Origin of the sequence: Streptomyces sp. NPDC047971, assembly GCF_040653355.1 — a bacterium.
Lineage (GTDB): Bacteria > Actinomycetota > Actinomycetes > Streptomycetales > Streptomycetaceae > Streptomyces.
Genome location: NZ_JBEZNW010000035.1, coordinates 40,620 through 63,769 on the forward strand (window position 1 = coordinate 40,620; position 23,150 = coordinate 63,769).

Here is a 23,150-nt window from a genome sequence, read left to right on the forward strand (position 1 = left end):
CGCTGTCACTCGTACGAGCGAACACGTGTGCGGACGTGGGGGTGCGGGGTGGACACGGCTGCGGCGCGCGCTGGGGTGGGCGTCGCGTGCCGAGCGCGTGTCGGGGCGGACGGGCGGGCGTCGCGGGAGGGGGCGCCGGCGGTCCGACGCGGCGGGTCAGTGGCGGCGCTCGACGGACGCCGCCACGTCGTCCAGGTCCTTCGCGAGCGCGCGGCTCGCGGCCCTGGCGCCCAGGCCGCTGAGGAGTCGGGCGACGAAGCCCAGGCGGTTGCCCTCGGCCGGGCCGCCCGAGAACGTCATCCGCACCATGGTCGCCTCGGCCCCGTCCGGCCGGAGCGTGATCTCGGAGACGTAGTGCATGCCGTGCGAGTCGGCCACCGTCACATAGCGGTCCGGCGGCTCGGCCTCGGTCACGGTCATCTCCTCCGTGGCCTGCTTGCCGAACATCGTCCGCGTCTCGCGCCAGCGCGTGCCGACCCCGAAGCCGCCCTCGGTGAGGACCTCGACCTTGTCCACGCCGCTGAGCATCCGCTCCATGCCCTTCAGGTCGGTGATCGCTTCCCAGACCGGCCCCGGGGGCGCCTGCATCCGGCGTTCGACGACGATGCTCTTCATGGCCATGGCTCCATGGAAGCACCGGCCACCGACACGCGCCCGCGCTGTCAGCCCAGGAGTGCGTCCGCCCGGTCCCCGCCCGCCTCGGCGACGATCTCGTCGAGGCGCTGCGCCGCGCGCACCGTCGCGAACGACACCGTCCCCTCGTCGTCCGTCACGGTGAAGCCGTGCACGGCGGGCCGCGGCAGGCTGTTGTACGCGTAGTGGTGGGCGAAGTAGTACGCGCCGGTGTCCGGCACCGCGACGATGTCGTCGGGCCGCAGCAGGGGCAGCGGGCGGGCGGTGGCCAGCAGGTCGCCGGCGAAGCAGGCGGGTCCGGCCACGTCCTGGACGGTCTCCTCCCCGTCGCGCGGCCGGCCCCCGGAGTCGTACGCGAGGACGCGCAGCGGCCACGAGGCGGGGTCGTAGACGGTGCGGGTGGCCACCTGGACCCCGGCGTGGGTCACGGCGATGGGGCGGGCGCCCGAGGTCTTGGTGTACTCGACGCGGGCCAGGATCGTGCCGTGCTTGGCGAGCAGGGAGCGCCCGAACTCCGTGACGAGCCCGTAGCGCCCGTCGAGCAGGCCGGGGACGGACGCGGCGAGCAGCTCGGCGTACTCCGCGTAGGTCGGCGTTTCCTCGTCGGAGGCGAAGTTCACCGGCAGGCCGCCGCCGATGTCCACGGTGTCGATCTGCTGCCGCCCGGCCTTGGCGTTGATCTCCTCGGCCAGGTCGTAGGCCGCCGCGACGCCCTCGGCCATCAGCGCCGGCGGTACGCCCTGGGAGCCGGTGTGCGTGTGCACCCGGCGCATCCACGGCCGGTCCAGGTACGCCTGGATCACGGCCTCCCGGGCGCCCACGTCGCGCAGCGCGACCCCGAACTTGGAGGTGGCGGTCGCGGTGGAGAGCGCGCCGATCCGGCCCGCCCCGATCTGGGGGTTGACCCGCAGGCCGATCGGGCTCGCGGTCGGCGCGGAGGTGACGAGCGCGTCGATCCTGGCCAGTTCCTGGAGGTTGTCGGCGTTGACGGCGATCCCGAGGGCCAGGGCCTGGCGCAGCTCGGCGGGCGTCTTGGCGGGCGAGTCGAGCACCGTGCGGGAGGGCGGGACGCCCGCGGCGCGGGCGAGGGCCAGCTCGCCGGGGCTCGCGACCTCGACGCCCAGCCCGCAGTCGTACACCAGGCGCAGGACGGGCACGAGCGGGCACGCCTTCACGGCGAAGGCATGCAGGACGGGTGCGTCGGTGACGGCGGCGAATGCGGAGACGAGGGCGGCGGCGGAGGCGCGGACGCCGGCGGTGTCGAGGAGGGCGACGACGGGTTCGGCGGGGGAGAGGAGGCCCTGCTCGACGGCGGCGCGGACGGCCTGATCGCGACGGTGGGAAGCCATGTGTCCATGGGACCACCGGGACGGGTGGCGGCGCAGCTGTTGACTACAAGTATTCAGAGGTCCAAGATGTGAATAACTGATTCACATCGGAGGAGGCCGCCCCATGTCAGGACCCCGCCCCGTACGGGCCCCGCGCGGTACGGAACTGAGCGCCCTGGGATGGCAGCAGGAGGCCGCCCTCCGGATGCTGCAGAACAACCTGGACCCCGAGGTCGCCGAGCACCCCGACAAGCTCGTCGTCTACGGCGGGACCGGGAAGGCCGCCCGCGACTGGCGGTCCTTCGACGCGATGGTGCGCACGCTGCGCACCCTCAAGCAGGACGAGACGATGCTCGTCCAGTCCGGCCGCCCGGTCGGCGTCATGCAGACCCACGAGTGGGCCCCGCGCGTCCTCATCGCCAACTCCAACCTGGTCGGCGACTGGGCGAACTGGGAGGAGTTCCGGCGCCTGGAGCAGCTGGGCCTCACCATGTACGGCCAGATGACGGCCGGCTCCTGGATCTACATCGGCACCCAGGGCATCCTCCAGGGCACCTACGAGACCTTCGCCGCCGTCGCGGCGAAGAAGTTCGGCGGGACCCTGGCCGGCACGATCACCCTGACCGCGGGTCTCGGCGGCATGGGCGGCGCCCAGCCGCTCGCCGTGACGATGAACGACGGCGTGGCGATCTGCGTCGACGTCGACCCGCGCGCCATCGAGCGCCGCATCGAGCACCGCTACCTCGACGTGAAGGCCGACAATCTGGCCCACGCCCTGCAGCTCGCGACCGAGGCCCGGGACGCCCGCCGCCCGCTCTCCATCGGCCTGCTCGGCAACGCGGCGGAGCTGCTGCCGCAGATGCTCGCCGAGGGCGCCCCGATCGACATCGTCACCGACCAGACCTCGGCCCACGACCCGCTCTCCTACCTTCCGGTCGGCGTGGCCTTCGAGGACATGGCCGACGCGGCCGCCAAGGACCCGGCCGGCTTCACCACGCGCGCCCGCGAGTCGATGGCGAAGCACGTCGAGGCGATGGTCGGCTTCATGGACGCCGGTGCCGAGGTCTTCGACTACGGCAACTCCATCCGCGGCGAGGCCCAGCTGGCCGGCTACGACCGCGCGTTCGCCTTCCCCGGCTTCGTGCCGGCGTACATCCGCCCGCTGTTCTGCGAGGGCAAGGGCCCCTTCCGCTGGGCCGCCCTCTCCGGCGAGGCGTCGGACATCCACAAGACGGACAAGGCGATCCTGGAGCTCTTCCCGGAGAACGAGTCCCTCCACCGTTGGATCAAGATGGCCGGCGAGCGCGTCCACTTCCAGGGCCTGCCCGCCCGCATCTGCTGGCTCGGCCAGGGCGAGCGGGACAAGGCGGGCGCCATGTTCAACGACATGGTCGCCGACGGCACCCTCGCCGCGCCCCTCGCGATCGGCCGTGACCACCTCGACTGCGGCTCGGTGGCCTCCCCGTACCGCGAGACCGAGGCCATGCTCGACGGCTCCGACGCGATCGCGGACTGGCCGCTCCTGAACGCCATGGTCAACGTCGCCTCCGGCGCGTCCTGGGTCTCCCTCCACCACGGCGGCGGCGTCGGCATGGGCCGCTCCATCCACGCGGGCCAGGTCTCCGTGGCGGACGGCACGAAGCTCGCGGGCGAGAAGATCCGCCGCGTCCTGACGAACGACCCCGGCATGGGCGTCATCCGCCACGTCGACGCGGGCTACGACATCGCGGAGCGCGTCGCGGACGAGAAGGGCGTCCGCGTCCCGATGCGCGAGGGCGACGACGCGTGAGCGAGAGCTTCCACGCCATGTGGCGGTCGCTGCGGCCCATCGGCCGCAGCGCCGCCACCGGCGGCTACCGCCGCTACGCCTGGACCGCGGCCGACGCCGACTGCCGGCTCTGGTTCCAGATGCAGGCCGAGGCCCGCCGGCTGAACTACGAGGTCGACCGCAACGGCAACCAGTGGGCCTGGCTGGGCGACCCGGCGGCCGGGGACGCGGTCGTCACCGGCTCGCACCTGGACTCCGTGCCGGACGGCGGCGCCTTCGACGGCCCCCTCGGCGTCGTCTCCGCCTTCGCCGCGCTCGACGAACTGCGCTCCCGCGGCGTCGTGTTCGAGCGACCCCTCGCGATCACCAACTTCGGTGACGAGGAGGGCGCCCGCTTCGGGCTCGCCTGCGTGGGCTCCCGCCTCACCGCCGGCCGGCTGACGAAGGAGCAGGCGTACGAGCTCCGCGACGCCGACGGCACCACCCTCCCCCAGGCGATGGAGGCGGCGGGGTACGACCCCGAGACCATCGGCCCGGACCAGGAGCGGCTCGCCCGCATCGGCGCCTTCGTCGAGCTCCACGTCGAACAGGGCCGGGCGCTCGACCTGAGCGGCGACTCCGTCGGCATCGCCTCCGCGATCTGGCCGCACGGCCGCTGGCGGTACGACTTCGCCGGCGAGGCCAACCACGCGGGCACCACCCGCCTCGTCGACCGCCGCGACCCGATGCTCACCTACGCGGAGACCGTCCTCGCCGCCCGCCGCGAGGCCGAACTCGCGGGCGCCGTCGCCACCTTCGGCAAGATCGCGGTCGAGCCGAACGGCGTCAACGCCATCCCCTCCCTCGTCCGCGGCTGGCTGGACGCGCGCGCCGCCGACCAGGGCTCCCTGGACACGGTCGTCGCGGGCGTCGAGACCGCCGCCCGCGACTACGCGGACCGGCACGGCATCGACCTCACGGTCGTACGGGAGTCCTTCACGCCGGTCGTGGAGTTCGCCCACGCGCTGCGGGACGAGATCGCCTCCGTGCTGGGGGAGAAGACCCCGGTCCTCGGTACGGGTGCCGGACACGACGCGGGCATTTTGTCCGAGTCGATCCCGACCGCCATGCTGTTCGTACGGAACCCCACGGGCGTCTCGCACTCCCCGGCCGAATTCGCGGCCGAGGACGACTGCGTCGCCGGGGTCCTCGCACTGGCCGACGTACTGGAGGGTCTCGCGTGCAGGTGACGTACTGGCTGGAGTACGCCTGGCTCGACACGAACGTCGAGCCGGGCGTGGCGCTCACGGTGTCGACCGGCGGAGCCGCCGCGGGGAGCGACGGTCGCGTCACCGCCGTACGCACCGGGGTGGAGACCCCGCCGCCGGGCGCCGTCGTCCTGCGCGGCCTGACGATCCCGGGCCTCGCCAACGCCCACTCGCACGCCTTCCACCGCGCCCTGCGCGGGACCGTCCAGGTCGGCTCCGGCACCTTCTGGACGTGGCGCGAGGTGATGTACCAGGTGGCGTCCCGGCTCACCCCGGAGAGCTACCACGCCCTCGCCCGCGCCGTGTACGCGGAGATGGCGCTCGCCGGCATCACGGCCGTGGGCGAGTTCCACTATCTCCACCACGCGCCGGGCGGCACCCCCTACGCCGACCCCAACGCGATGGGCGAGGCCCTGATCCAGGCGGCCGCCGACGCGGGCATCCGGATCACGCTCCTCGACACCGCCTACCTCTCCTCCGGCTTCGGCGCCGCCCCCGACCGGCACCAGCTCCGCTTCTCCGACGGCACGGCCGACGCCTGGGCGGAGCGCGTCTCGCTGCTCAAGGAGCGCGAGGGCGGGGACGGCGTACGGATCGGGGCGGCGATCCACTCCGTCCGCGCGGTCCCGGCGGACCAGCTGTCGACCGTGGCGGACTGGGCGCGCGAACGGGGCGCCCCGCTGCACGTCCACCTCTCGGAGCAGACGGCCGAGAACGACGCCTGCCTCGCCGCCCACGGCCGCACCCCCACCCAACTCCTCGCGGACCACGGGGTGCTCGGCCCGCTGACGACCGGTGTCCACAACACCCACCTCACCGACGCGGACATCGCGCTCATCGGCTCCTCCACCACCGGCACCTGCATGTGCCCGACGACCGAACGCGACCTCGCCGACGGCATCGGCCCGGCCGTCGCCCTCCAGCGCGCGGGCTCTCCGCTCTCGCTGGGCAGCGACAGCCACGCCGTGATCGACCTCCTGGAGGAGGCCCGGGCGATGGAGCTGAACGAGCGCCTCCGCTCCCGCACCCGCGGTCACTGGACGGCGGCGGCCCTGCTGCGGGCCGCGACCGCGGACGGTCACGCCTCGCTCGGCTGGGGCGACGCGGGCACCCTGGAGACCGGGGCGCTCGCCGACTTCACGACGATCGCCCTGGACTCGGTCAGGACAGCGGGACCGGTGCCGCGTCTGGCAGCCGAGACGGCGGTATTCGCAGCGTCGGCCGCGGATGTGCGGCACACCGTCGTGGGCGGCCGCCATGTCGTACGGGACGGGGTCCACCAGTCCGTGCCGGACGTGCCCCGCGCCCTCGCGGAATCGATCGCCGCACTGCGCGGCTGAAGCGCCTGAAGGAGACACCCCTCACCATGAACACGGGCCCCGCGGAGACGAACAGCACGGCGGCGAGCTCCGCCCCCACGAGCGCGAACAGCGCCGTGGCCACGGCGGCCACCGCCATCGTCAACATCGCCAGCCTGGTCACGAACGATCCCTCCCTCGGTGATGGAAGTCCCCTGGGTCTGATCCAGGACGCGGCCGTCGTCATGGACGGCGACCGCGTCGTCTGGGTCGGTGAATCCAGCAAAGCACCGGCCACTGACAACCGGGTCGACGCCGGGGGACGGGCGGTGATCCCCGGCTTCGTGGACTCCCACTCGCACCTCGTCTTCGCCGGCGACCGCACGGCGGAGTTCAACGCGCGGATGTCCGGCCAGGCGTACGCGGCGGGCGGCATCCGCACGACGGTGGCGGCGACCCGCGCCGCCTCCGACGAGGCCCTGTCGGCGAACGTCGCCCGCTACCTGCGGGAGGCCCTCACCCAGGGAACGACCACCTTCGAGACCAAGTCGGGCTACGGCCTCACGGTCGAGGACGAGGCCCGCGCGCTGCGCATCGCGGCCGCGCACACGGACGAGGTCACCTACCTGGGCGCCCACATCGTCTCCCCGGACTACGCCGACGACCCGGCCGCGTACGTGGCCCTGGTGACCGGCGAGATGCTCGACGCCTGTGCGCCGTACGCCCGTTGGGTGGACGTCTTCTGCGAGAAGGGGGCGTTCGACGGGGACCAGGCGCGGGCGATCCTCACCGCGGGCATGGCGAAGGGCCTGCACCCGCGGGTGCACGCGAACCAGCTCTCCTACGGCCCGGGCGTCCAGCTCGCCGTGGAGCTGGACGCGGCGAGCGCCGACCACTGCACGCACCTGACCGACGACGACGTGGACGCGCTGGCCCATTCGTCGACGGTCGCCACCCTCCTCCCGGGCGCGGAGTTCTCCACCCGGGCCGAGTGGCCGAACGCCCGCCGCCTCCTGGACGCGGGCGCGACGGTGGCCCTGTCGACGGACTGCAACCCGGGCTCCTCCTTCACCTCGTCGGTGCCGTTCTGCATCGCCCTCGCGGTACGGGACATGAGGATGACCCCGGACGAAGCCGTCTGGTCGGCCACGGCGGGCGGTGCGGCGGCCCTCCGCCGCACGGACGTCGGCCGCCTCACCCCGGGCGCCTTCGCCGACCTGACCTTCCTGGACGCCCCGTCCCACGTCCACCTGGCCTACCGCCCCGGCGTCCCCCTGGTGACCCAGGTCTGGCGCCGCGGAGTCCGCGTGGTCTGATCACCCTCGTACCCGCCCGGCCGCGCCCGACGGCCCGCGCCCGACGGCCCGCGCCCGACGGCCCGCGCCCGACGGCCCGCGCCCGACGGCCCGCACGAGGCGGCCGTGGGCCCGTCGGGGACGGCCGTAGAGCCCCGGCGGAATCCCGTCGAGCCGTCGGGGCGGGCCGTGTCAGAATCCGGCGTATGACTGTTCGATATCCGCGCCCCCTCCGTCCCGGTGACCGCATCGGCGTCACCTCCCCTTCCAGCGGGGTCTCGAAGGAGCTGGGCAAGCGTCTCGACGCGGCGATCCGGCACGTCGAGGCGCGCGGGTACGAGGTCGTCGTCGGGGCCTGCATGGACGGTACGGGACACGTGAGCGCCTCCGCCGCCGCGCGGGCGGCCGAGTTGACGGAGATGCTGACCGATCCCGGCATCAGGGCCGTCGTGCCGCCGTGGGGCGGGGAGACCGCGATCGACCTGCTGCCGCTGCTCGACTGGGGGCGGCTGCGCGATGCGGAGCCGACCTGGCTCGTCGGCTACTCGGACATGTCGACCCTCATGACACCGCTCACCCTGCTCACCGGGGTGGCGACCCTGCACGGCAACAACCTGATGGACACCCCCTACCGGGCGCCCGAGGGGCTGCTCACGTGGCTCGACATCGCCGCCGCTCCGCAGGGGCGTCCCTTCACGCAGGTGCCGCCCGGCCGGCATCGCTCCTCCGGCTGGGACGACTGGGAACTCCGGCCCGACATCAGCGAGTTCAGCCTCGACACGCCCGGCACGTGGACGCGCCTGGACGGTGACGGCGACGTGGACGTGGAGGGCCGTCTGATCGGGGGCTGCATCGAGACGGTGTGCAACGCCGCCGGTACGCCGTACCTCGACGTCCCGGCCTTCGCCCGGGAGCACGCGCCGGAAGGGCTCATCGTGTACGTCGAGTCGTGCGGCGACGGCGCCCTCAGCATCTGCCGGTACCTGCACGGGATGCGGCTCGCCGGCTTCTTCGAGCGGGCGAACGCCGTTCTCGTCGGCCGGACCTCCGCGCCCGACGCCGCCTCCCTCACCCAGCACGAAGCAGTCATGGACGCCCTCGGCTCCCTGAACGTGCCGATCATCGCCGACGTCGAGTGCGGCCACGTCCCGCCGTACCTGCCCCTCGTCAACGGGGCGCGCGGCCGCGTCGTGCACACCGGCACGCGCAGCGAGATCATCCAGACGCTGGACTGACCTCCAACGACGCCACCAGCGCCGTCGCCTCGTCCAGACGGGCGAGTTCGGACGCGTCCAGGTGCGGGTCCAGCGCCCGCCGGTGCCGGGCCCTCTCCAGCGGCAGGGGGCCCGTGTCCGCGAGCGACAGCAGGGTCGCCAGGCCCGCGCGCGCCCCGTCGGCGTACGGGACCGGCGCCACCGCGACCTCCGCCAGGATGAGGGCCGACATCGCCCAGTCCAGCGCCGGATCGCCCTCCTCCGCCGTGGACCAGTCGATCACGTACGGCCCCTCGGGGGTCAGCATCACGTTGCCCGGGTGCAGGTCGAGGTGGAGGAGCGGGGCGGAGGACGCGGACGGAACGCCGTGGAGCCGGTGCAGCAGACCGGCCAGGATCGTCCCCGCCTCCTCGGGCGTGACCGTGCCCGCGAGCAGCGCGTCCAGCAGGGAGGGGCCGGTCAGGCGCCGCATGACGAGCTCGGGCCCCGCTGCGGAACGGACCCGCGGCACCGGAAAGCCGTGGCCGGCCAGATGCTCCATCGCCGCCGCCTCGTGCGTCGCGTCCTCGCCGTCACGGTAGCGGCGCACCACCCATGCGTCGTCCAGCGCGAAGACGTCCGCCGACCTTCCCGTACCTATCAGCATGCCCCGCACTCTAGAGGGTGCGGCGCCGGGCCCGGATCCGCCGAACTCCCCTTCTGACATGCCCCATTGGTCTCTTGATCACCAGGAATTACCCTCCTGCACACTCCTTCACGGATCGGTCACAGAAAGGACGAGTAGCCCTGTCCCGGAGGGTTTTCGACCGGTACCGTCCTGTACCGGCAGGACTCAGGGGGGAAGACCGGGGGGTCGGAGAGTTGAGCGCTGTCCGTAAAAGTGCTGTCCGCATGCGGGTCCGCCGCATGCGATCCCGTACACACGCCGTCACCGGCCTGAAGATCGTGAAACCGGGGGAGCTGACCACGCGCGAGACCGACGCGTGGCGTGAGCTCAGGGGGAAGTCCGGGGCACCCGACAATCCCTTCATGGGACCGGAGTTCACCCGGTCCGTCGCCGCCGTACGGCCCCGGGCACGGGTGGCCGTCTGGTGCGAGGACGGTGAGCCCGTCGGCTTCTTCCCGTACGAGAAGGGCCCGCTCGGGCGCGGCCGGGCCATCGGGCTCGGGGTCTCCGATTGCCAGGGAGCCGTCCTACGGCCCGGACTGAGGCCGTCGGCCCGCGCGCTGCTGCGCGTCTGCGGCCTCTCCGCCTGGGAGTTCGACAACCTCGAAGCCGGGCAGCGGATGTTCGAGGGGGCCGCCTCCGAGGCGTTCGCCTCCCCCGTCATCGACGTCGGTGAGGGCTACGCCGCCTACGAGGCCGTGCTGCGCGCCCGGTCGCCGAAGTTCCTCAGGACCACGCTCGCCAAGGAGCGCAGGCTGGGACGGCAGGCGGGCGCCACGCGGTTCGTCTTCGACGAGCGCGACCCGGCCGCCCTGCGCACCCTCATGGAGTGGAAGTCCGCGCAGTACCGCAGGACCGGCCGCCGCGACCGCTTCGCCAAGGAGTGGATCAGCGCGCTGGTCCGCGGGCTGCACGAGCTGCGCACGCCCGACTGCTCCGGTGTCCTGTCGGTGCTGTACGCCGGTGACCGGGCCGTCGCCGCCCACTTCGGGCTGCGCTCCCGCACCGTGCTCTCCTGCTGGTTCCCCTCCTACGACCCCGAGTTCGCCAAGTACTCGCCCGGGCTGATCCTCCACCTGCGGATGGCGGAGGCCGCCGCGGCGGCCGGAATCGGGATGCTCGACCTCGGCCGGGGCGCCGCCGAGTACAAGGACGCCCTGAAGACCGGCGAACTGACCGTGTGCGAAGGGTCGGTGGCCCGCACGGGGGTGCGCGCCGGGCTCTCCTGGCTCTCCCGCGAGCCGTTCCGCCGCGCCCACAGCTTCGTACGGAACCGGCCGGCGCTCGCCGCGCGGGGCCGTCGCACACTCAACCGGCTCGCCCGTCTGCGGGCCGGTGGATAGCCCGCGGCCCCCGGTCCCCGAGCAGGCCCACGCCGATCCGTCGAGCCGTCCGCCCACCTCCGCGGGGGAACCCGAATGAACCGCACGCAGGCGCTCTCCGTCGCCGATCTCGATCTCGGCTCGCCCGACGGGCCCGTCCTCTCGTTCCGGCCCGTCCCCGGCGGCCCGCCCGTCGTCGCCGGGGGCGTCTACGCGCTCGTGCGGCTCCGCGGCCGGCCCGCCGCCACCGTGCTCGGACACGTCCCCGAGGGAGCCGACGCGGCCGAGGTGCTGGCCGCGCTCGCCCGACCCCGGCTCGTGCACCACGGAGACGGGGCGAAGGAGGGTGAGGCGCCCGGGGTCGCGCCGCCGCGCACCACGGTCGTCGTCGCCACCCGCGAGCGCGCCGACCGGCTCGCCCGGGCCCTCGACTCGCTCCTCGGCCAGGACCATCCCGACCACGAGCTCCTCGTCGTGGACAACGCGCCCACCACGCGGGAGACCGAGGAGCTCGTCACCCGGAAGTACGCCGACCGCGTCCGCTACGTCCGCGAGGACACCCCCGGACTCGCCGTCGCCCACAACACCGGCGTGGCCCACGCCCGCGGGGAGGTCGTCGCCTTCACGGACGACGACGTCGTCGCCGATCCGCACTGGCTCACCGCCCTTACCGCGCCCTTCGCGGCCGACCCGCGGCTCGGCTGTGTCACCGGCCTCATCCTGCCCGCCCGGCTGCGCACCCCGGCCCAGATCCTCCTCGAATCGCACGGCGGCTTCGCCAAGGGCTTCGCGCCCCGGGTGTACGACCCGCTGCGGCCGCCCGCCGACGAGCCGCTCTTCCCGTTCACCGCGGGCAGCTTCGGCTCCGGCGCCAACATGGCCTTCCGGGTCCGGGCGCTGGAGGCCGTCGGCGGCTTCGACCCGGCAACCGGCACCGGTACGCCCGCCCGGGGAGGGGACGATCTGTACGCCTTCGTGGCCGTGCTCGCGGCCGGGTTCCGGCTCCGCTACACCGCCGAGGCCCTGGTGTGGCACCACCACCGCGAGACCTGGCAGGACCTGCGGAACCAGGCGTACGGCTACGGCGCCGGCCTCACGGCCTACCTCACCGCCGTCCTCGTGCGCCGTCCGTCGCTGCTGCCCGCGCTCCTCGCCCGGCTGCCCCGCGGGCTGGTGCACGCCAGGAGGATGACCGCCCACCGGGTGGCCGCCCAGGACCCGGGCGGCGCCGGAGGCCGCGGCGGCCCCGCCGAGGGCGCCGCGCCCGGCGTCCAGGCCGTCCCGGCCGACCACGCCCACTCGCCCGACCACGCCCACTCGCCCGGCCACGCCCACCCGGCCGGCCTTGCCGACCAGGCCGTCCCCGGCGACCACGGCACCCCCACCCACCCCTGGCCTCGCAGCCTCTCCCGACTGGAGCGACGCGGAATGATCTACGGACCGATCGGCTACGCCAAGGCCCGTCTCCGGACGCGAGGCGCGAGATGAGCGCGCCCGCCCACACCCGGATTCCCGTCCTCCTCTACCACGCGGTCATGGACGACCCGCCCGCCTGGATCGCCGAGTTCACCGTCACGCCGAAGGAGTTCGGCGCACAGCTCGACGCGATCGTCGGCAGCGGACGCACCCCCGTCACCGTCGGCGCCCTCGCCGACCACTTCACCCGCCGCGCCGCACTGCCGCCCCGGCCCGTCGTCCTCACCTTCGACGACGGCTTCGCGGATCTGCCCGGCCCGACCGCCGAGGCGCTCGCCGCCCGTGAACTGCCCGCCACCGCGTATCTGACCACCGGGGCGATCACCCCGGGCCGGGCCTGTCTGCTGCCGCCCGCGCCGATGATGACGCTCAGGCAGGCGCCGCGCCTGGAGCAGTACGGGATGGAGATTGGCGGTCACACGGTCACGCACCCGCAGCTCGACACCCTGGGGCCGGGGGAGCTCCGGCGCGAGCTGCGCGAGTCGAAGGCCGTGCTGGAGGACGTGCTCGGGCACGAGGTGCGTCACCTGGCCTACCCGCACGGCTACAACAGCCCGGCCGTGCGCCGGGCCGCCGCCGCCGCGGGATACGTCTCGGCGGCCGCCGTCCGGCACGCCCTCAGCTCCGAGACCGACGAGCCGTACCGGATCGCCCGGCTGATCCTGCGCCGCGGCCACACCGTCGCCGACGTCGAGAACTGGATGGAGGGGCGCGGAGCCAGGGCGGCGCCGTATCCGGACTCGCTGCCGACGGTCGGCTGGCGGATGTACCGCAGGGCCCGCGCGCTGCTCAACGGGCCGGGGTTCGCAGGCTGACCAGGACGGCCATCTGGCCGCCAACTCGCTTATGCGATACGGGTGTTGGGTGGAAGGAAGGGTGAGACCCGGTCCCGGGCCTCACCATCGGGGACGGTTCGTGAGGTTCGTGGGGGGAGTGCCACCGTGCAGCAACATGTGACCGCGCCGGCCGCCGGAAGCGGCGTGCCGTCGCCTCCCGACGCCCGCCGGCCGGACGCCGAGCCCGCCCGCCTCCGCTCCCTCCCGGGCCCGCAGACCGTCTTCAGCGCCCTGCCGCTGGCCGTGGCCGCCGCGCTCTGGCTGTACGCACTGCCCCGGATCGGCTTCCGCGACATCGGTGACTACGGGCTCCTCGACCGGTTCCCGCTCGCGTACTACGCCTCGCTGGCCGTTCTGACCTGCGGCTTCCTGGTCACGCTCCGGCGGGCCGGGACCGCGCCGTGGTGGCCGGCGGCCTACAGCGCCGCCATGCTCGTGGCCCTCAAGGCGCCCCCGGCGGTCCTCTACGACTCCGTGCGCTACGCCTGGGCGTCCAAGCACGACGCCGTGATCAGCCGGCTGCTCGCCGAGGGCACGGTGTATCCGCGGCGGGAGCTGTCCGGCGGCATGTCGGCGTACGACCAGTGGCCCGGCTTCTTCTCGCTCGACGCGGCGCTCGTACGGGCCTTCGGCGTGGAGACGGCGGCCTCGTTCATCAACTGGGCGCCGATCGCCCTCGGCCTGCTGACCCTCCCCGTGCTGCTGCTGATCTACCGCACCTTCACCGACGACTGGCGGCTGGTGTGGACCGGGGTGTGGATCTTCCAGCTGGCCAACTGGGTGGGCCAGGACTACCTCTCCCCGCAGGGCTTCTCGTACCTGCTCTATCTGACCGTCTTCGCCGTCGTCGTCCGGCACTTCGTCCGGCCCGGCTCGGCCGGACGGCTGCGCGACCGCGCCACGCTCGATCCGGCCGCTGCCGCCGTCCCGCCGCCCACGACGCTCCGACAGCGGGCGATCTGCGTCCTGATCGTCGCCCCGCTCATCGGGACCGTCAACGCCTCGCACCAACTCACCCCGGTGATGCTCTGCGCCACCCTGTTCGCGCTCTGCCTCACCCGCCGCTACCGCAACATCGGGCTGCTCGTCGTCACCGGCCTCATCATGCTGGCCTGGGACCTCACCATGGGCCGGGTGCTCTTCCTGGAGACCATGAGCACCCTCAAGGACTCGGCCGGCGACCTGCTCTCCAACTCCCGTGCCGGATACGCGGGAGAGCCCACCGGACCCGGACCCGAGCTGGTCGGCACCGCCAACATCGTCATGGTGCTCGCGCTCGCCGCCCTCGCCGGCACGGCCGTCCTGCTGCGCCGCCGACTCGTCCGCAGCGCCCTGCCGCTGCTGCTCGCCGCCGCCGCTCCGGTACCCATGTTCGCCGTCAACGACTACGGCGGCGAGATGCTCTTCCGCGTCTACCTCTTCGGGCTCCCCGGCACCGCGTTCTTCGCCGCGGCCGCGCTCGTCCCCGCGGCGGGCGCCGTCGGCCGGAAGGCCGTGCTCGCGCGCCGTACCGCCGCCGTCGCGCTGCCCCTCGCCGTCACCGCCCTGCTGGCCGGCTTCCTCCCGTCCTACTACGGCAAGGAGGGGATGCACTACGCCCCGCCGGCCGAACTCGCCCTCACCCGACGCGCCTACGACCGGGCACCGGACGGTGCCCTGATCCTCGCCACCACCGGTTCGTTCCCCGGCGCCTACTACCGCTACGACCACTACGAGCGCTGGTTCTTCACCGAGCAGGAAGTGCCGGAGAACCTCACGATGCTGAAGGACCCGGCGGGCTATCTCGCCCGGGGCATCCCCGAGGGCCGCCCCGCGTTCGTCGTCCTCACCCCGACCCAGGAGAAGGCCGTGATCGGCGAGGGCTATCTGCCGCCCGGCAGCTTCCGGACCCTGCGCGAGGACCTCAAGCGCTCCCCGCTCTTCCGCGTCGTGGAGGAGAGCGAGCACGGGCTGGTCCTGGAGTACCGGCCGCCGTCCACCGCGTCCTGACCGACCGCACCCGAGCACCAGGAGTACGCCATGGTCCACCCTCACCTCCGGCTCAGAGCGGCCCTGGCGGCCTCCGGCTGGCTCGCGCTCGGTGCGACCGCGCTGCCGGGCGGCTCCCCGCTGCGCTGGATCCCCGTCCTCGCCTTCGTCGCCCTCGCGCCCGGCCTCGCGCTGCTCCACCCGCAGCGCGGCGGACTGCGGCCGGGGGCCAGGCTGGAGGCGCTGGCGCTCGCCGCGCCCGTCAGCCTCTCGCTCGCCACGCTCGCCGCGACCTCGCTCTTCCTGGTGGAGGCGTTCTCCACCACCGCGTTCCTGGTCGCCCTCGCCGCCTTCGTGACCGTCGTCGCCGCGCTGCCGGGCGTGCCGCTGCCCGCCGCCACGCGCGGCGCCGCCGAGCGCGGGAGCAGCCGCGCCCGGGCCAAACGAAAGCCCGGTGACCGGCGGTGAACCGCCGCCGGGCCGAGCCGCGGCGACGGGCCCACACCGCGATCGCCCTGGCCGCCGTCGCCGCGCTCGCCGCCGGGACGGGCGTCTGGGCCACCCAGGCCGACGGCGACGACCCCTGCGCCCCCGACGCCGACCTCGTCCTGCCCTGCGGAGCCTGGTGGGGCGCCTACATCCCGTACGACGACGACAGCTCGCTCACCCGGCCCGTCTACGCCTTCGAGAAGAAGATCGGGCGCAAGCTCGACCTCGTCTACACGTACCACGACATGTCGGGGAACCCGGTCGACGGCGAGCTCCTCACCCCCGACGAGCGGGAGCTGGGCCGCGAAAGGCTGCTGATGCTGGCCTGGGAGTCCACCGTCTGGAAGGAGAAGCACCACGCCAACTGGAGCGAGAGGCAGCTCGGTTGGAAGAACATCGCCTCCGGGAGGTACGACAGGTCGATCATCGATCCGCAGGCGCGGCGCATCAAGGCGTACGGAAAGCGGGTCTTCTTCTCCTTCGACCAGGAGACCGACTTCCGCATCAAGGAGGGCGCCGGCACGCCGGCCGAGTACGTCGCCGCCTACCGCCATCTGCGCGACCGCTTCGAGGAGCTGGGGGTGCGCAACGTGGTGTGGGTGTGGACCGTCTCCGGCTATCTCGGCAACAAGGACCAGATGAAGGCGCTCTATCCCGGCGACGCGTACGTCGACTGGATCGGGATGGACCAGTACAACTACTACCAGTGCCACAAGTCGCCGAACTGGCTGGACTTCGAGGCCAGCCAGCGGCCGAGCTACGAGTGGCTGCGCGAGAACGTCTCCGCGAACAAGCCCGTCATGCTGTCGGAGTTCGCGACCGCACCCGATCCGCGCCGGCCCGAGCGGCAGCGCGAGTGGTACGAGAAGATCCCCGAGGTGGCCCCGACGCTGCCGAAGGTCCGGGCGTACGTCCACTGGAACCGGGCCGTGCCGGGTCCGCACTGCGATCTGACCGTCGACTCCGGCCCCGCGCTGGAGGGATACCGGACGGCGGGCCTGGATCCCTACTTCCGCCAGCGCGTCCCGCGCCGGTAGCGGAGCCTATGCTTCTGCCTGGCGATCATGCGGATCAGGTCCGCCGGGATCGCCGCCATGCATGCGTAACAGGCGGAAAGCAACGGGGACATGAACAAATACACAGTGATGGCCGTCGGCCTCGTCCTGTCGGCCGGCCTCGTCACGGGCTGCGGCTCCTCCGACGGCCCGGGAACCGGCACGGCCCCCGAGAAGGGCGCCTCGGCGGCGCCCAAGGGCGCCCCGAAGGCCGAGGGACCGGTCTACAGCGGCCCCGCGATACCCGGTCTGGCCGACAAGCAGGCGTGGAGCGTGCCGCGCGCCGACGCCATCGACCTCGGCGAGGTCTTCCTCTTCGTCAAGAAGGCCGACGGCGCGTACGCCTGGGGCGGGGGCTACGAGGGTGATCCGCTCGACAGCACGACGGGCCTCCTGCACTCCAGCGATCAACCGGAGCCCGTCGTCCTGGAGTTCCGCGAGGTGAAGACCGGAGCCGTACGGAAGAGCCTCAAGGTGACGGCCGAGCACGTGGCCGCCACGACCTGGCGCGAGGGCGTGCCGGCGTTCGAGGTCCGCACCAGCAGCACGACGGAGTCCGACGGGCTCAGCGCGGAGGGCACCACCGTCTCGGTCACCGTCTACGGAAGCGACGGCGCCGAGCTGGGCAAGGCCGAGCACAAGGGCGAGAGCCCCTTCCACGTCCACGAGGGCCACCTGATCGAGCAGGCCGACCAGGCTTCCCTGCAGCTCACCCCGATCGGCGGCGGGCAGCCCCGCAAGGTCACCTGCGGCGGACTCCAGGCCGCCTGCTCGTTCGACCCCCGCAACAAGGACATCGACGGCGGCTCGGGCCACGCCCCGCTGATCACCGGGAAGTACACCTTCCACGTGAACAACGGATCCACCTACGAGACGGATCCGGAGGAGCTCGTGATGTCCGACCTCGCCACCGGCGCGAAGGTCTGGAGCAGCGCGGACGTCACCCCGCCCAAGGGCGTGGAGCTGAACGACGAGGGTGTGCGGACGAGCGGCAGCATCCGTGTCCTCGACGTCCGTGACGGCCGGATCCTCACCGCCTGGGGTGCCGGTGCCTTCCTGACCGACACCTGGGTCACGGCGACGTACGACCTGGCGAGCGGCAAGCAGATAGGCGGCTCCACGAGGTACGCCTACGAGGACTTCCCCGGCGACACGATCAACACCGAGGGCTCGTCGGTCTTCTCCCCCGACCGCAGCCTCGCCGCGGCGGCCACCGAGCGCGGCTCCGCCGTGTGGCAGCTCGCCGACGGCACCGAGGTCTGGGCGCAGAAGGAGGGCGAGAAGGCGATGACGCCGCTGCGCTTCTCCCCGGACAGCGGCGTGCTGTACGGCACGACGGAGGAGAGCGACGACACCGTGCTGGCGGTCGACGCCCGCACGAAGAAGGTGCTCGTGAAGGACCTGCCCGCGGACAACGTCCCGCTGTCGGCGAAGCAGTCCGGCTACGGCTACTTCTCCACGGACAGCGGCTTCTTCGTGTTCCCCGCGGCCGGCTAGCCGTCGCGGTCGCCCCGGAGCCCGGACGGCTCCGGGGCGGAGTTCCCGCCGCGCGATCAGCGGCGTCCGAGCCCGCGCACCGCGAAGGCGGCCATGGCGGCCCCGCAGAGCGCCATGAGGACGGGCAGCGGGGCCGCCGCGAAGGCGTCCCGGCCCGCCCAGCCCGCCCAGAGCACCACCCAGACCGCGCACGCGGTGATCCGTCCACCGGCTCCGACGAGCCGCAGCAGCGCCGCCACGAGCAGCAGGCCGAGCCCCTGGGCCACGACGGGCAGCGCCGTCAGCGCGTCGTCCGGGACCAGGAGCGCACCGGGTCCCGCGGCCGGGTCGGGGCGGATGCCGAGCAGCGGTGGTGCCGTGTGCAGGGCGAGGAAGGTGGCGAGCAGGATCGCCGCGGCGAGCGTCGGACGCATCCGGCGCAGCGACACCGCCGCCACGTGCAGGACGATCAGCAGGACGCCCGCCGCCAGCGTGACCGGCGGCAGGGCCGTGACCAGCTGCGTTCCGGACAGTTGGTCCGGACCCGGGCCGCCCGCGCGGGCGAGCGGGATCCAGAAGAGACCGGCGGCGAGGCCGAGGAGCAGCCACAGCCAGGTCGCCGGGCCGTCCTCTCCCGAGGCACCGGGGTCCGCGGCGCGCTCCGGCTCGCGCTCCGGACGCGGTCGGTACACCGGCAGCCCGAAGGCCGGTGTCACCGTGTCGGCACAGGCGCCCCCGCGCGTCCAGCGCGCCCCGTCGCCGCCCTGTTCGGCGGCGCGCCTGGCCCAGGTCGTGCCGTACTCGACCTCCTCGCGGCCGCCCTTCAGCGCGGACCGCAGGCCGGGCGCGCAGGCCGCGGCCATCAGTGTCATCGAGCCGAGCATGGCGAGTCCGGCGCCGGAGATCCCGATCGGGCCGAGGAGCAGGGCGGCGCTTCCCAGGACGAGGAGGCACATCGCGCCCTGGAGGACGGCGAGCGCGCCCGTACGCCCCTGGACGCGCAGCACGCCGATGTACAGCTCGACGGCGACGCGGGGGAGCGCGGCCGCGGCGAGCAGCCGCAGCACCGTCGTCCCGTGGTCGGCGTAGTCCGCGCCGAACGGGGAGAGGATCTGCGGGGCGAGGACGACGAGCACGAGGACGACGGGGACGAGCAGCAGCGCCATGCGGCGCAGCGCCCCACGGACGCCCTCGGCGAGCGACTCGGGGCTGTGCGAGGCGTGCGCGGTGAGCGAGGAGGCCATGTTGATGGCCATGAACTCCATCGTGCCGCCGACGGTGTACGCGGTGTAGAAGAACGCGTTGTGAGCGGCGTCGAAGCGGACGGCGACCATCACCGGCAGCAGGTTGATCATGGCGAGGCTGAAGAGCGCGCCGACGGAGTCCCCGGCCATGAAGCGGCCGATCTCGCGCATGGCGGGCGGCTCGCGGTCGCGGTCGGCGCGGGTCTGCCGGGGGATGAGCCGGCGGAACACGAGCCAGCCCAGCGGGACGACCGAGAGGGCGATCGCCGCCGACCAGGAGACGAAGACGCCGAGGACCGGCATGGTGGTGGCGAAGGCGACGAGCAGCAGCAGTTTCCCGACGGAGAAGCCGGCGTTGCCGACGGGCACCCAGAAGGCGCGCCTGAGCCCGGTGAGGACGCCGTCCTGGAGGGTGAGGAGCGCCCAGCCGACGCAGGAGGCGGTGAAGAAGAGCCCGGCGGAGAGCGTGCCGAGGGGCGCGTACGAGGGTCCCCACCAGTCGATGGTGAGCAGGAAGGCCCCGCAGGCGAGGGCGACGACGACCGAGCTGACGAGGTAGATCCTGCGGACCAGGAGGCCGGTGGCCGGCCCTGCCCGGGGCACGTAGCGGACGACGGCGCCGATCATCGTGGTCGCGGTGATGGAGGCGAGCAGCCGCTGTGCGGCGATGGCGGCGGAGCCCTGGCCGACGGCCTCCTCGGTGTAGTGGCGGGCGGCGACCAGCCAGAAGCCGAGCCCGAGCGCCGCCGAGACGCCCGTGGACAGCATGAGGGCGTACGCGTTGCGGAACATGGAGTCCCCACCGGAGCGGGTCCCGGGCGGATCGTCCGCGGACGGCCCCTGGTCCCGTTCCCCCTCGTCCGGTGTGTGCAGCCGGACCGCCTCAGCCACGGTCGCCGCGCCACGACCGCGCGTCGTCCGGTGCGGCGGGGCCGGTCGGTGGGCGCACCGGCCGGACGCCCGCCGCGCGCAGCACCTCGATCACCTCGTCCGCCCGGCACGGGTCCACCGGCAGGGCGTGGCGGGCGAACCAGGCGGCCGGTGCCGGGGCGGGGGAGGGGTCGGTGAACGGCTCGCCCGCGTAGGTGTCGAGCGGGGGGTCGTACAGATAGCCGGTGACGATCCGGCGGCGGGCGAGCGCGGCGATGGCCGCGTCCCGGTCGGCCACGAGCAGCGGGACCCGGAAGAGCGGCTGGACCGGGCCGGCGCCGGCCGCGCCCCACTCGCCGGCGAGCAGCCGCTCGGTACCGGCCCGGTGGGCGGCGAGGGTGGAGTCGAGGCGGGCCAGGAGCCGTCGGGTGCGGCGCAGTCGGCCGGGTCCCGCACCGAGGCGGTAGTCGTGCATGTCGACGCGGACCCAGGGATGGAAGGGGGCGAGCCCCGGCGCGGCGGCGAGGGCCTGCTCCAACTCCTCGGCCCGCAGCGGCATCCGGATCTCCTCGCGCTCCTGACGCCCGAGGAGCCGGAGCGTGGCGTGCGCGGCCTTGACCAGGCGCAGGCCCCGCACGGTGGCCTCGGCGTACGGCCGGACGAGATAGGCGAGTTCGGAGGTGGCGCGGGGCGGGTGCAGTAACTCGTCGCGGGCAGCGGTCAGTTCCGCGCGCAGGGCGGGGTCCGCGAAGGCGAGGAAGCCGCCGGTCTTGGCTCCGGTGTGCTTGGAGAGGCTGAACACGGACGCGTCGCCCCAGGTGCCGACCGGCCGGCCGCCGGCCTCGGAGCCGATGGCGTGGGCGGCGTCCTCCAGGAGCGGGATTCCCAAGGCGTCGCACCGGGCGCGCAGTTCGGGCGCCGGGTCGGGGTTCCCGTACAGATTGGTGGTCAGGACGGCGGAGACTCCGCGCCAGACGGAATCGGGTACGGCGCCGGTGTCGATCGAGCCGTCGCGCGGGTCGAGCGGCGCCTGGACGGGGCGCAGTCCGGCGGCGAGGACCACGAAGAAGATGACGTCGTCGTTGACCGGGGACATCAGCACGCGTCCGCCGGGCCGGCACCAGTGGCGCAGCGCCAGATAGAGACCGAAGCGGCACGACGGCACGTGGAGACACTCTCTGCCTCCGAGCCGGTCTCGCATCCGCTCTTCCAGTTCCGCGTACGCAGAAACCATGCGATTCCCCCCTGAACCCCGGGCTCAATGTGTCCCATTCCGGGTGTTCCGTCAATAACGCGGAAGGGCCCGTCCGGTGAAGAACGGGCCCTTTCCACACGTCGTTCAGGGGGAGCGCGGAGGTCACTCCTCCAGCGTCAGTCCCTTGCGCAGTCTGCCCAGTGTCCGGGAGAGCAGCCGGGAGACGTGCATCTGGGAGATGCCCAGCTCCTCGCCGATCTCCGACTGGGTCATGCCGGCGACGAAGCGGAGGGAGAGGATGCGCCGGTCGCGGGGCGGCAGGGAGGCGATCATCGGCTTGAGGGACTCGACGTACTCGATGCCCTCGATGCCGTGGTCCTCGTAGCCGATCCGGTCGGCGAGCGCGCCCTCGCTGTCGTCCTCGTCGGGCTGGGCGTCCAGCGAACTCGCGGTGTAGGCGTTGCTGGCGGCCATGCCCTCGACGACCTCGTCGCGGCTCAGGCCGAGCTCCTCGGCGAGTTCGCCGACGGTCGGCGCGCGGTCGAGCCGCTGGGACAGCTCGTCACCGGCCTTGGCGAGGTCGAGGCGGAGTTCCTGGAGCCTGCGCGGGACGCGCACGGACCACGAGGTGTCGCGGAAGAAGCGCTTGATCTCGCCGACGATCGTCGGCATCGCGAAGGTGGGGAACTCGACGCCGCGGGCCAGTTCGAAGCGGTCGATGGCCTTGATGAGACCGATCGTGCCGACCTGGATGATGTCCTCCATCGGCTCGCTGCGGGAGCGGAACCGCGAGGCGGCGAACTTGACCAGGGCGAGGTTGAGCTCGACCAGGGTGTTGCGCACGTACGCGTACTCGTGCGTGCCCTCTTCCAGGGCGTCGAGCCGGGCGAACAGCGTCTTCGACAGCGCCCGCGCGTCGATCGGGTCGACCTGGTCGAGGGGCCCGATCTCGGGCAGCTCCTCGGTCAGCTCGCCGTGGAACTGCTGGGGAAGGCTCGGGGTGGGGGGCGGAGTTGCTTCTGCCGACGGCGCGTCGGGGGTACGCGGGGCGTCGAGCCGGGGTGACATGGTCTCCTCCATCGTTGCTTCCTGCTGCGGTTTGCGGCGCCTCCATGGCCGACGTTTCGGATGTCCTCTCCTAGCCCTACCTGCTCGACACGCATGGTTGCAAGTGTCAATTGTCCGTTTTGGTTAGGTATGTGGTGGAGTTCAGGTGCAAGCTGTGGCGTGTCGCTTGTATGGTTCGTGGCACGTCAACCGGCATCCGCGAGAGCGAGAAGAGGCACGGGCATGGACCGCCAGAACATCGGCAGCGCGCAGCCTGGGAGGCTGCGGGTCGAGGTCCGCACCGTAGGGGGGACCGAAGTCCTCACTCCGGTGGGTGAGCTCGATCACCACACGGCCGATGTGTTGCGTACACCACTCGACAGCGCCCTCGACGCCGGCCGGTCACGGCTCGTCGTGGACTGCTCGCGCCTCGACTTCTGCGACTCCACCGGACTCAACGTGCTCCTCGGGGCCCGGCTGAAGGCCGACGCCGCGGGAGGCGGGGTCCATCTGACGGGGATGCGCCCGGCGGTTGCCAGGGTCTTCGAGATCACCGGTGCGGACGTCGTCTTCACCGTGCACGACTCGCTCGCGGCGGCACTGCCCGACTGAGGGGCGGGTGTCGTCGGGAAAAGACCGGGCAGGAGAGCCCCGGTTTGGTCCGTTGTCTGGTGAATCGGTTGATTCCGTTGAGTCGGTTGAATCGGTGAGGTGAAGCGCTG

General features: G+C 73.1%; 19 protein-coding genes. 13 read left to right on the plus strand and 6 right to left on the minus strand.

Translation table 11 applies throughout. From position 1 onward, the window contains the following. Positions 1 to 156: 156 nt before the first annotated feature. Both AB0D99_RS27420 and AB0D99_RS27425 read right to left on the minus strand, forming a co-directional pair. Positions 157 to 621: an SRPBCC family protein gene (locus AB0D99_RS27420; protein WP_362367731.1), complete on the minus strand. Its 465-nt coding sequence runs from the start codon at positions 619 to 621 to the stop codon at positions 157 to 159. 41 nt (positions 622 to 662) lie between these two features. After that, complete coding sequence (locus AB0D99_RS27425; RefSeq protein WP_362367734.1) at positions 663 to 1,982, minus strand: diaminopimelate decarboxylase; 1,320 nt, start codon at positions 1,980 to 1,982, stop codon at positions 663 to 665. A gap of 103 nt (positions 1,983 to 2,085) precedes the next feature. Here AB0D99_RS27425 and hutU point away from each other — a divergent pair, with 103 nt between their 5' ends. The 5 genes from hutU (at position 2,086) to AB0D99_RS27450 (ending at position 8,804) form a co-directional block, all read left to right on the plus strand. Beyond that, the gene (hutU, locus tag AB0D99_RS27430) at positions 2,086 to 3,750 is read left to right on the plus strand and encodes a urocanate hydratase (RefSeq protein WP_362367737.1); all 1,665 of its coding nucleotides are present in this window, start codon (positions 2,086 to 2,088) and stop codon (positions 3,748 to 3,750) included. Positions 3,751 to 3,767: 17 nt separating this feature from the next. Continuing rightward, positions 3,768 to 4,958, plus strand: a complete 1,191-nt coding sequence (locus tag AB0D99_RS27435) for an allantoate amidohydrolase (RefSeq protein ID WP_362367825.1) — start codon at positions 3,768 to 3,770, stop codon at positions 4,956 to 4,958. Beyond that, entirely contained in the window at positions 4,949 to 6,316 is a 1,368-nt protein-coding gene (locus tag AB0D99_RS27440; protein ID WP_362367740.1) for a formimidoylglutamate deiminase, read from the plus strand. Before AB0D99_RS27435 ends, AB0D99_RS27440 begins: the two co-directional genes overlap by 10 nt. 26 nt (positions 6,317 to 6,342) lie before the next feature. Continuing rightward, complete coding sequence (hutI, locus tag AB0D99_RS27445; protein WP_362367744.1) at positions 6,343 to 7,590, plus strand: imidazolonepropionase; 1,248 nt, start codon at positions 6,343 to 6,345, stop codon at positions 7,588 to 7,590. Between the two features lie 185 nt (positions 7,591 to 7,775). Further along, a complete protein-coding gene (locus AB0D99_RS27450) occupies positions 7,776 to 8,804 on the plus strand; it encodes a S66 peptidase family protein (protein ID WP_362367747.1) in 1,029 nt (342 codons plus the stop codon). Here the strand turns inward: AB0D99_RS27450 and AB0D99_RS27455 are convergent. Beyond that, positions 8,785 to 9,429, minus strand: coding sequence for a phosphotransferase (locus AB0D99_RS27455; RefSeq protein ID WP_362367750.1), 645 nt, complete (start codon positions 9,427 to 9,429; stop codon positions 8,785 to 8,787). The genes AB0D99_RS27450 and AB0D99_RS27455 overlap by 20 nt on opposite strands. Positions 9,430 to 9,689: 260 nt before the next feature. Between AB0D99_RS27455 and AB0D99_RS27460 the strand changes: the two genes are divergently transcribed. The 7 genes from AB0D99_RS27460 (at position 9,690) to AB0D99_RS27490 (ending at position 18,093) form a co-directional block, all read left to right on the plus strand. Then, complete coding sequence (locus tag AB0D99_RS27460; RefSeq protein ID WP_362367753.1) at positions 9,690 to 10,793, plus strand: GNAT family N-acetyltransferase; 1,104 nt, start codon at positions 9,690 to 9,692, stop codon at positions 10,791 to 10,793. A 75-nt stretch (positions 10,794 to 10,868) separates the two neighbouring features. Beyond that, on the plus strand, positions 10,869 to 12,260 hold the full coding sequence (locus tag AB0D99_RS27465) for a glycosyltransferase (RefSeq protein ID WP_362367756.1): 1,392 nt from the start codon (positions 10,869 to 10,871) through the stop codon (positions 12,258 to 12,260). Further along, the gene (locus AB0D99_RS27470) at positions 12,257 to 13,063 is read left to right on the plus strand and encodes a polysaccharide deacetylase family protein (RefSeq protein WP_362367759.1); all 807 of its coding nucleotides are present in this window, start codon (positions 12,257 to 12,259) and stop codon (positions 13,061 to 13,063) included. Before AB0D99_RS27465 ends, AB0D99_RS27470 begins: the two co-directional genes overlap by 4 nt. Positions 13,064 to 13,189: 126 nt before the next feature. Next, a complete protein-coding gene (locus AB0D99_RS27475) occupies positions 13,190 to 15,073 on the plus strand; it encodes a hypothetical protein (RefSeq protein WP_362367762.1) in 1,884 nt (627 codons plus the stop codon). A gap of 30 nt (positions 15,074 to 15,103) precedes the next feature. Continuing rightward, positions 15,104 to 15,520 carry a hypothetical protein gene (locus AB0D99_RS27480; protein WP_362367765.1) on the plus strand — a complete coding sequence of 139 codons (417 nt, stop codon included), beginning with the start codon at positions 15,104 to 15,106 and terminating at the stop codon, positions 15,518 to 15,520. Then, positions 15,517 to 16,578, plus strand: a complete 1,062-nt coding sequence (locus tag AB0D99_RS27485; RefSeq protein WP_362367768.1) for a glycosyl hydrolase — start codon at positions 15,517 to 15,519, stop codon at positions 16,576 to 16,578. Before AB0D99_RS27480 ends, AB0D99_RS27485 begins: the two co-directional genes overlap by 4 nt. Positions 16,579 to 16,668: 90 nt before the next feature. Beyond that, positions 16,669 to 18,093 (plus strand): hypothetical protein, encoded by a 1,425-nt coding sequence (locus AB0D99_RS27490; protein ID WP_362367771.1) that lies wholly within the window; start codon positions 16,669 to 16,671, stop codon positions 18,091 to 18,093. A gap of 56 nt (positions 18,094 to 18,149) precedes the next feature. Here the strand turns inward: AB0D99_RS27490 and AB0D99_RS27495 are convergent, their stop codons facing one another. From AB0D99_RS27495 to AB0D99_RS27505, 3 genes are all read right to left on the minus strand, one after another. Then, entirely contained in the window at positions 18,150 to 20,207 is a 2,058-nt protein-coding gene (locus AB0D99_RS27495; RefSeq protein ID WP_362367774.1) for a lipopolysaccharide biosynthesis protein, read from the minus strand. After that, positions 20,200 to 21,420, minus strand: coding sequence for a DegT/DnrJ/EryC1/StrS family aminotransferase (locus AB0D99_RS27500; protein WP_362367777.1), 1,221 nt, complete (start codon positions 21,418 to 21,420; stop codon positions 20,200 to 20,202). The genes AB0D99_RS27495 and AB0D99_RS27500 overlap by 8 nt, the downstream gene beginning before the upstream one ends. A 123-nt stretch (positions 21,421 to 21,543) precedes the next feature. Next, the gene (locus AB0D99_RS27505; protein WP_362367780.1) at positions 21,544 to 22,461 is read right to left on the minus strand and encodes an RNA polymerase sigma factor SigF; all 918 of its coding nucleotides are present in this window, start codon (positions 22,459 to 22,461) and stop codon (positions 21,544 to 21,546) included. A 210-nt stretch (positions 22,462 to 22,671) separates the two neighbouring features. Here AB0D99_RS27505 and AB0D99_RS27510 point away from each other — a divergent pair, with 210 nt between their 5' ends. Beyond that, a complete protein-coding gene (locus tag AB0D99_RS27510) occupies positions 22,672 to 23,040 on the plus strand; it encodes an STAS domain-containing protein (protein WP_362367783.1) in 369 nt (122 codons plus the stop codon). Positions 23,041 to 23,150 lie beyond the last annotated feature (110 nt).